This is a genomic window from Streptomyces sp. NPDC026522, assembly GCF_055567555.1.
Genome location: NZ_JBVHQF010000007.1, coordinates 131,748 through 139,083 on the forward strand (window position 1 = coordinate 131,748; position 7,336 = coordinate 139,083).

Annotated in this window: 7 protein-coding genes; 1 reads left to right on the forward strand and 6 read right to left on the reverse strand. The window is 74.2% G+C overall.

Annotation, left to right across the window (positions count from 1 at the left end):
- The first annotated feature begins 91 nt into the window (after nt 1-91).
- The gene (gene kstD / locus ACZ4M3_RS19610; protein ID WP_467734252.1) at nt 92-1,888 is read left to right on the forward strand and encodes a 3-oxosteroid 1-dehydrogenase; all 1,797 of its coding nucleotides are present in this window, start codon (nt 92-94) and stop codon (nt 1,886-1,888) included.
- A gap of 44 nt (nt 1,889-1,932) precedes the next feature.
- Here the strand turns inward: kstD and ACZ4M3_RS19615 are convergent, their stop codons facing one another.
- From ACZ4M3_RS19615 to ACZ4M3_RS19640, 6 genes are all read right to left on the reverse strand, one after another.
- Entirely contained in the window at nt 1,933-2,433 is a 501-nt protein-coding gene (locus tag ACZ4M3_RS19615; RefSeq protein WP_453352631.1) for a hypothetical protein, read from the reverse strand.
- 98 nt (nt 2,434-2,531) lie between these two features.
- Nucleotides 2,532-3,350 carry a maleylpyruvate isomerase family mycothiol-dependent enzyme gene (locus ACZ4M3_RS19620; RefSeq protein WP_467734254.1) on the reverse strand — a complete coding sequence of 273 codons (819 nt, stop codon included), beginning with the start codon at nt 3,348-3,350 and terminating at the stop codon, nt 2,532-2,534.
- A gap of 284 nt (nt 3,351-3,634) precedes the next feature.
- Entirely contained in the window at nt 3,635-3,862 is a 228-nt protein-coding gene (locus tag ACZ4M3_RS19625; RefSeq protein ID WP_453357564.1) for a DUF397 domain-containing protein, read from the reverse strand.
- Nucleotides 3,863-3,984: 122 nt separating this feature from the next.
- Nucleotides 3,985-5,166: a thiolase domain-containing protein gene (locus ACZ4M3_RS19630; protein ID WP_467734256.1), complete on the reverse strand. Its 1,182-nt coding sequence runs from the start codon at nt 5,164-5,166 to the stop codon at nt 3,985-3,987.
- Nucleotides 5,163-6,233 (reverse strand): thiolase domain-containing protein, encoded by a 1,071-nt coding sequence (locus ACZ4M3_RS19635; protein ID WP_467734258.1) that lies wholly within the window; start codon nt 6,231-6,233, stop codon nt 5,163-5,165. Before ACZ4M3_RS19635 ends, ACZ4M3_RS19630 begins: the two co-directional genes overlap by 4 nt.
- Entirely contained in the window at nt 6,233-7,204 is a 972-nt protein-coding gene (locus ACZ4M3_RS19640) for a Zn-ribbon domain-containing OB-fold protein (RefSeq protein ID WP_467734260.1), read from the reverse strand. Before ACZ4M3_RS19640 ends, ACZ4M3_RS19635 begins: the two co-directional genes overlap by 1 nt.
- Nucleotides 7,205-7,336 lie beyond the last annotated feature (132 nt).

Here is a 7,336-nt window from a genome sequence, read left to right on the forward strand (position 1 = left end):
GCCTTGACATCACATGATCCTCCGAACACTTTGCTGACGCAGCATCAGACGTGCTGGAGCCGACACCCGCCCACTCCCCCGGAGCCCGCCCATGTCCGCACCGTCCGATCACGCCCGCGCTCCCCTCCCCGCCCGCCGGACGGTCCTCGCCGGTACCGGAGCCGGGGTGCTCGCCGCCACCGTGCTGCCGACCGCCGCCGCGCGGGCCGCGGCCGGCGCCGTTCCGGACGGGGCGCCGCTCGGCGAGTACGACGTCGTCGTGGTGGGATCGGGGGCGTCCGGAATGACCGCCGCCCTCACCGCGGCCAGACGCGGGCTGAGCGTGCTGGTGGTCGAGAAGGCCCCCACCTTCGGCGGCTCGGCGGCCCGCTCCGGCGCCGGGATCTGGCTGCCGAACAACTCGGTCATCCTCGGCGCGGGGGTGCCGGACACCCCGGAGAAGGCCGCGGCGTACCTGGCGGCGGTGGTCGGTCCCGACGTACCGGCCGACCGGCAGCGGGCGTTCCTCGCGAACGGACCCCGGATGCTGGACTTCGTCATGGCCAACAGCCCGTTGAAGTTCCGCTTCATGGACGGCTACAGCGACTACTACCCGAACCTGCCCGGCGGTCTGCCGAACGGACGCTCCGTCGAGCCCGACCAGCTCGACGGGAACCTGCTCGGCGCCGAACTGGCGCGGCTCAACCCGGCGTACATGCCGGTGCCCGCCGGGATGGTGGTGTTCAGCCAGGACTACAAGTGGCTGAACCTCGCGGCGGTGACCGCGAAGGGGCTGGCGGTGTCCACCGAGTGCCTGGCCCGCGGCGCGCAGGCGGCGCTGCGCGGGGAGCGGCCGCTGACGATGGGCCAGGCCCTGGCGGCCGGGCTGCGCGCGGGGCTGCTGCGGGCGGGGGTGCCGGTGTGGCTGAACAGCCCGCTGGTCGACCTGGTCCAGGAGGACGGGGCGGTCACCGGGGTGGTGGTGGAGAAGGAGGGCGTACGGGGTGTGGTGCGGGCCCGCAAGGGCGTGGTCATGGGCTCCGGCGGCTTCGAGCACAACGCGGCGATGCGGGCCCAGTACCAGCAGCAGCCGATCGGCACGCAGTGGTCGGTGGGTGCGAAGGAGAACACGGGGGACGGCATCCGGGCAGGTCAGCGGGTCGGGGCGGCGCTCGCGCTGATGGAGGACGCCTGGTGGGGGCCGTCGATCCCGCTGCCCGGCGAGCCGTACTTCTGCCTGGCCGAGCGGACCCTGCCGGGCGGCCTGATGGTGAACGCGAACGGCGGCCGGTTCGTCAACGAGGCGGCTCCGTACAGCGACGTGGTGCACGTGATGTACGAGAAGGACCGGGGTGCCACCGGCTCCCACATACCGGCCTGGCTGATCGTGGACCAGAACTACCGCAACAGGTACCTCTTCAAGGACGTCCTCCCGACGCTGCCCTTCCCGGACGCGTGGTACGAGGCCGGGGCCGCGAAGAAGGCCTGGACGTGGGACGCGCTCGCCGGGCAGATCGGGGTACCGGCCGCGGCGCTGCGGGCGACGCTGGGCCGGTTCAACGCGCAGGCGTGGAGCGGGACCGACCCGGATTTCCACCGCGGCGACACGGCGTACGACCACTACTACACGGACCCGAACGTGCAGCCGAACTCGTGTCTGGCGCCGGTGTGGGCGCCGCCGTTCTACGCCTTCAAGATCGTGCCGGGGGACCTGGGGACGAAGGGCGGCATCGTCACGGACGCACGGGCGCGGGCGCTGCGGGCGGACGGCTCGGTGATCCGCGGGCTGTGGGCGGCGGGCAACGCCAGTGCGGCGGTGATGGGCCACAGCTACGCGGGGGCCGGATCGACGATCGGCCCCGCGATGACGTTCGGCTACGTGGCGGCGAACGACATCGCGGACGCGTAGGACGGCGGGGCGCCGGGCGGCGGGCCCGGCCCTGGCCGCGGGCCCTATCCCTGCTGGAAGAGCTCGGCGGGGAGGGGCTTCAGCAGGGCGTAGAGGTCGTCGGTGATCGGCCGGTCCCAGCTGGCGATGGTGACCAGCACGTTGTCGCTGCGGTCGAACTGGACGCAGGAGATGCGGGACTCCGAGAGCTTGACCTTGCGCACGATGAGGAGGTTGTCGCCCTGCATGACGGGGCAGTCCTCGACCCCGGTGACCTCGACCTCCTCGTCGTTCTCCAGGGCGTCGAGGAGCTGGGCCACCTCGAAGGGGACCTGCTTGTCGGCGAGCTCCCGGGCCGGCGAGCCCTCGGGGAGGTTTCCGATGATCATCGCGGGGCCGCGGCCGCCGAAGAGGTCGTAGCGGAGGAAGACACCCTGGCAGCTGCCGTCGGGAGCGGGGAGCAGCCCGGCCCCGAGGTTGCCCGGCCAGTCCCCCGGGTCCATGGCCAGGACGTCGAAGTCCGGGCCGGCGGGTGTGGCGGCGCGGTGGCGGCGGAGGAAGGACATGCCGCCATGGTACGTGGCCGGGCGGGTTTTCCGGCCCCGGGTCCCGCTTCCGCCCCGGGTCGTACCGGTGGCGGGGCGGGGCCGGGCGGGGCCGGTTCCTAGACCGGCGGAACCAGCGTGAAGTAGCGATCGAGAAGGGCGGCGTCGCCGGTGACCGTCAACGCGGAGGCCGGCAGCCGCTGCCAGAGGAACAGCGTCAGGTCCGAGGCCGTCCCGGCGGCTTCGACGTGCACCGGGCCGGTGGCCCCCGGCTCCAGGAGCACCTCGTCCCCGGTGAAGGTGACCGTCCAGGATCCGGCGGCGTCGGTCGGCCGGAAGCGGTACCGCTCCCCGGCGCCCGGCGGGGCGGTCTTCCAGGCGCGCCGGGCCGGGGCCATCACCTCGAAGGTGTGGGGCACGGCATCGGCCGCGATCCGGGGGTCGACGGGCGCCGGGGCACCCGTGACGGCCTCCGCGTCCCAGCGGTGCAGCGCCAGCTCGATCAGCTGCATCCGCAGCCAGAAGCCGCTGGTCCGTTCGGCCGACCAGGTCCACACCGGCACGTCCGGCCCGAGGGTGCGCAACTGCTCCGCCAGCGCCCCGGCGCCCTCGGCGAACCAGTCGACCAGCGCCCCGGGGGCCGGATCGAGGGTGGGCGTCCGCTCCGGCATCGGCCACGCGGCCATCGCCGCCGGGTCCGCGGGGAGCCCGTAGAGGGACGGGTCGGTGGGGTCGGGGGCCTCGGTGAGGCGCTCCCGGAGGATGTGGGTGAGGTAGCGGTGCACCGAGCCCAGGTGGCCGACGAGGTCGGAGACCGACCAGCCCGGACACGAGGGGACCAGGGGCGGCCGGCCGCCGGGGTCGAGCGCCCCGCGGACCGCCTTCTCGAACGCCTGGGCCTGCGCGTGGAACAGGTTGAGCCGGGTGATCTCCTCCATGCGGCCACTGTGCCCCGGCCGCTGGCGGATCCGGCCCCTTTGAGCTCCGGGCGAACGCCGCCGACGGTCCCCGCGGGTGCCTTTCGCGTGCCCCCGTAGAGCCGCCGGCCCGCGCCACGGGAGCGGGCGTCCGGACCGGCGCGCGCCACGGGTGCGGGACCGGGAAGGGTACCCGGCACCGCCCTTTCGGCGGTGGTCGATCGACAGGGCGGCGGAACGGGTCCGCCCCCGCCGGGCGCCGGGCAGCGGCTCCTCGCCCGGTGCCCGGCAGGGGGCCGCGGGGGTCAGGTCAGGTCGAATTCCCCGCCGCGGGCGTCGAGGACGAACTTGCGCCACTCGTCGGGCGCGAAGATGAGCGAGGGGCTGTCGGGCCGCTCGCTGTTGCGCATCGCGATGAACCCTTCCACGAAGGCGATCTGGACGTCCCCCGCTCCCCGGCTGCTCGACCGCCAGTGCGCCCCGCTGAGATCCAGATCCGGCTTGCCCCAACCGGCGGCGGGTTGCGAAGTCATGCTCTCGGCCACGTGCGTGCTCCTCCCGGTACGTCGTCCGGGGGCCAGGTTAACCACGCGGGCGGGCGCCGCACAGGCCCCGTCGCCCCGGCCGCGGCCCGCCCCGCCCGGCGGACCGGCCTTCAGGACGTGGGCGGTTCGGCGCCCACCAGCCACATCGCGAAGAACTGTGCCCCGCCGCCGTACGCGTGCCCGAGGGCCCGGCGGGCGCCCGCGATCTGGTGTTCCCCCGCCTGGCCGCGCACCTGGAGGGCCGCCTCGGCGAAGCGGATCATGCCGGAGGCGCCGATGGGGTTGGTGGACAGGACACCGCCCGACGGGTTGACGGGCAGGTCGCCGTCGAGTTCGGTGACCCCGGCCTCGGTGAGTTTCCAGCCCTCGCCCTCCTCGGCGAAGCCCAGGTTCTCCAGCCACATCGGCTCGTACCAGGAGAACGGTACGTACATCTCCACCGCGTCGATCTCCCGGCGCGGGTCGGTGATCCCGGCCTGCCGGTACACGTCGGCCGCGCAGTCCTTGCCCGCCTGCGGGGACACGAAGTCCTTGCCCGCGAACAGGGTCGGCTCGCTGCGCATCGCCCCGCCGTGCACCCAGGCCGGGGGCCGGGGCGAGCGGGCCGCACCCGCCCGGTCGGTGAGGACCATCGCGCAGGCCCCGTCCGAGGAGGGGCAGGTCTCCGAGTACCGGATCGGGTCCCACAGCATCGGCGCGGCCTGGACCTTCTCCAGGGTGATGTCGTGCTCGTGCAGGTGCGCGTACGGGTTCTTGAGCGCGTTGCGGCGGTCCTTGTACGCGACGAGCGAGCCGACCGTGTCGGGCGCGCCGGTGCGCCGCATGTACGCGCGCACGTGCGGGGCGAAGAACCCGCCCGCGCCCGCCAGCAGGGGCTGTTGGAAGGGCACGGGCAGCGAGAGGCCCCACATGGCGTTGGATTCGGACTGCTTCTCGAAGGCCAGGGTCAAGACGGTGCGGTGGACGCGCGCCGCGACCAGGTTGGCGGCGACGAGCGCGGTGGACCCGCCGACCGAACCGGCGGTGTGGACGCGGAGCATGGGCTTGCCGACCGCGCCCAGCGCGTCCGCCAGGTACAGCTCGGGCATCATCACCCCCTCGAAGAAGTCGGGGGCCTTGCCGATGACGACGGCGTCGATGTCCGCCCAGGTCAGCTCGGCGTCGGCGAGGGCGCGCAGCGCGGCCTCGCGGACCAGTCCGGCTATGGAGACGTCGTGGCGGGCGGCGACGTGCTTGGTCTGGCCGATGCCGACGACGGCCACGCGCTCCTTCGATGTGGCGGCCTTGCTCATGCTCGGTCCCCTTCCAGGACGGCGACCAGGTTCTGCTGGAGGCAGGGGCCTGAGGTGGCGTGCGCGACGGCCCGGTCGGACGCGCCGCGGTGGATGCGGGCGGCGGCCTCGCCGATGCGGATGAGGCCGGCGGCCATGACGGGGTTGGCGGCGAGGGCGCCGCCGGACGGGTTGACGCTCACGCCCTCACCGATCCCGAGTGCCTTGCGCAGCACGACCTCCTGGGAGGAGAACGGCGCGTGCAGTTCCGCGGTGTCCACCGGGGCGTCGAAGAGGCCCGCGTGCTGGGCGGCGGTGCGGGTCGAGGGCGAGTCGGTGAGGTCGCGCAGTCCCAGGGCGTGCGCTTCGATCCGGTGGTCGATGCCGGTGATCCAGGCGGGCCGCTCGCACAGTCGGCGGGCGGTGTCGCCCGCCGCCAGGATGACGGCGGCCGCGCCGTCGCCGATGGGCGGGCAGTCGCCGGTCCGCAGCGGTCGGACCTGGTAGTCGCCTTGCGGGACGGCGCCGGTGAGCTGGGCGTGCGGGTTGCCGGCCGCGGCGGAGGCCCGGCTGCGGGCGCCGATGGCGGCCAGGGCGCTCTCGTCGGTCTCGCCCGCGTCGATCAGCGCCTGGGCCTGGAGGGCGGCCAGGGCGACGGAGTCGGGCCAGAGGGGGGCGAGGTAGTAGGGGTCGAGCTGACGGGTGAGGACGTCGCGGACCGGTCCGGGCGAGGACTTCCCGTACGCGTAGACGAGCGCGGTGTCGGCCTCGCCGGTCTGGATCTTGACCCAGGCCTCGTAGAGGGCCCAGGCGCCGTCCATCTCGACGTGGGACTCGGAGATCGGCGGCCAGGCGCCGACGCCGTCGAGGGTCATGGTGAAGGAGAACGCCCGGCCGGCCAGGTAGTCGCTGGAGCCGGAGCAGGTGAAGCCGATCTCGCCGGTCTTGAGGCCGGTCCGGGCCAGTACCCGGTGCAGGACCGGCATGACCATCTCGACTTCGCTGAGTTCGTCGGTGCGGCGCCGGTGGTCGCTCTGCGCGAAGGCGACGACCGCGACCTCACGGGCGTACCTCTTCGTCGTGGCCATCAGATGAGCTCCTTGTACGCGTCGTAGTCCGCGTCCGGTTCGCCGGTGGGGCGGTAGTGGTCGGGGTACCGGCCGCCTTCGGTCCACACCGGTTCGACGCGCAGGCCCATGCGGACCTGGTCGTAGGGGATGCCGCCGATCCGGCCGTGGAGGGCGAGGTCCGCGCCGTCGAGGGCGATGTGGGCGTAGACGTAGGGGACTTCGATGTCGAGGTTGCGGGCCTTGATGTTGACGACGCAGTACGTGGTGACGGTGCCGGCGGGGCCGACCTCGACCCGGTCGGTGGTGGCGACGCCGCAGGTGGGGCAGGCGCCGCGCGGGGGCACGTACACCTTGTGGCAGGAGGGGCAGCGCTCGCCGACGGTCCGCCGCTGGGAGAGGGCGTTGATGTACGCGGTCTGCGCGCGGCCGGGGCTGTAGGTGTAGTCGAGCCGGGCCTCGGCGACGATGCCGGTGACGGGGTCGGCGAACGCCCCGTCGTGCGGGGTCGCCCGGGGTTCGGCCGGGCCCTCGTGGGGCTCGAAGCAGGCGATGTCGGTGATGGCCCCGGTGCGCTCGGCGGCCCAGCGGATCCGGACCCGCATGCCGGTGCGGACGGCGTCGGGGCCGGGTGCGTCGAGGGCGTGCAGGAGCGCGGTGTCGGCGCCGTCGAGGGTGACCAGGGCCCAGGCGAAGGGGCGGTCCAGGGGCTGGTTGGGGCGGGGGTGGCCGTTCCACGCCCAGGTGGTGACGGTGCCGGTGGTGGCGACCTGGACGAGCTCGCGGATCTCTTCGGCGGTGCCGGGGTCGTACTCGACGGGCGGGACCATCACCTGCCCGGCGGTGGTCCGGACGCCGAGCACGACGCCCTCGCGCAGGCCGGTGAGGAAGGCGCTCTGCACGGGCCCGAGGGACCGGGTGAACGGGAACTCGACGACGAGGGGCGCACGCAACACCCCGGGCGGCGGGGCGGCGGCTTCTGCTGCGGTCATGGACTGGGCTCCTGTCTGAAGGCACGACGAATACGCCCGGCCCGGCGGCGCGGCCCGGCGGTGCCGCCGGGGCCGGAGGCCCGGCCGGCTGGCACCGGCGATGGCCGGGTGGTCCCGGCCCTCCGGCCGGGC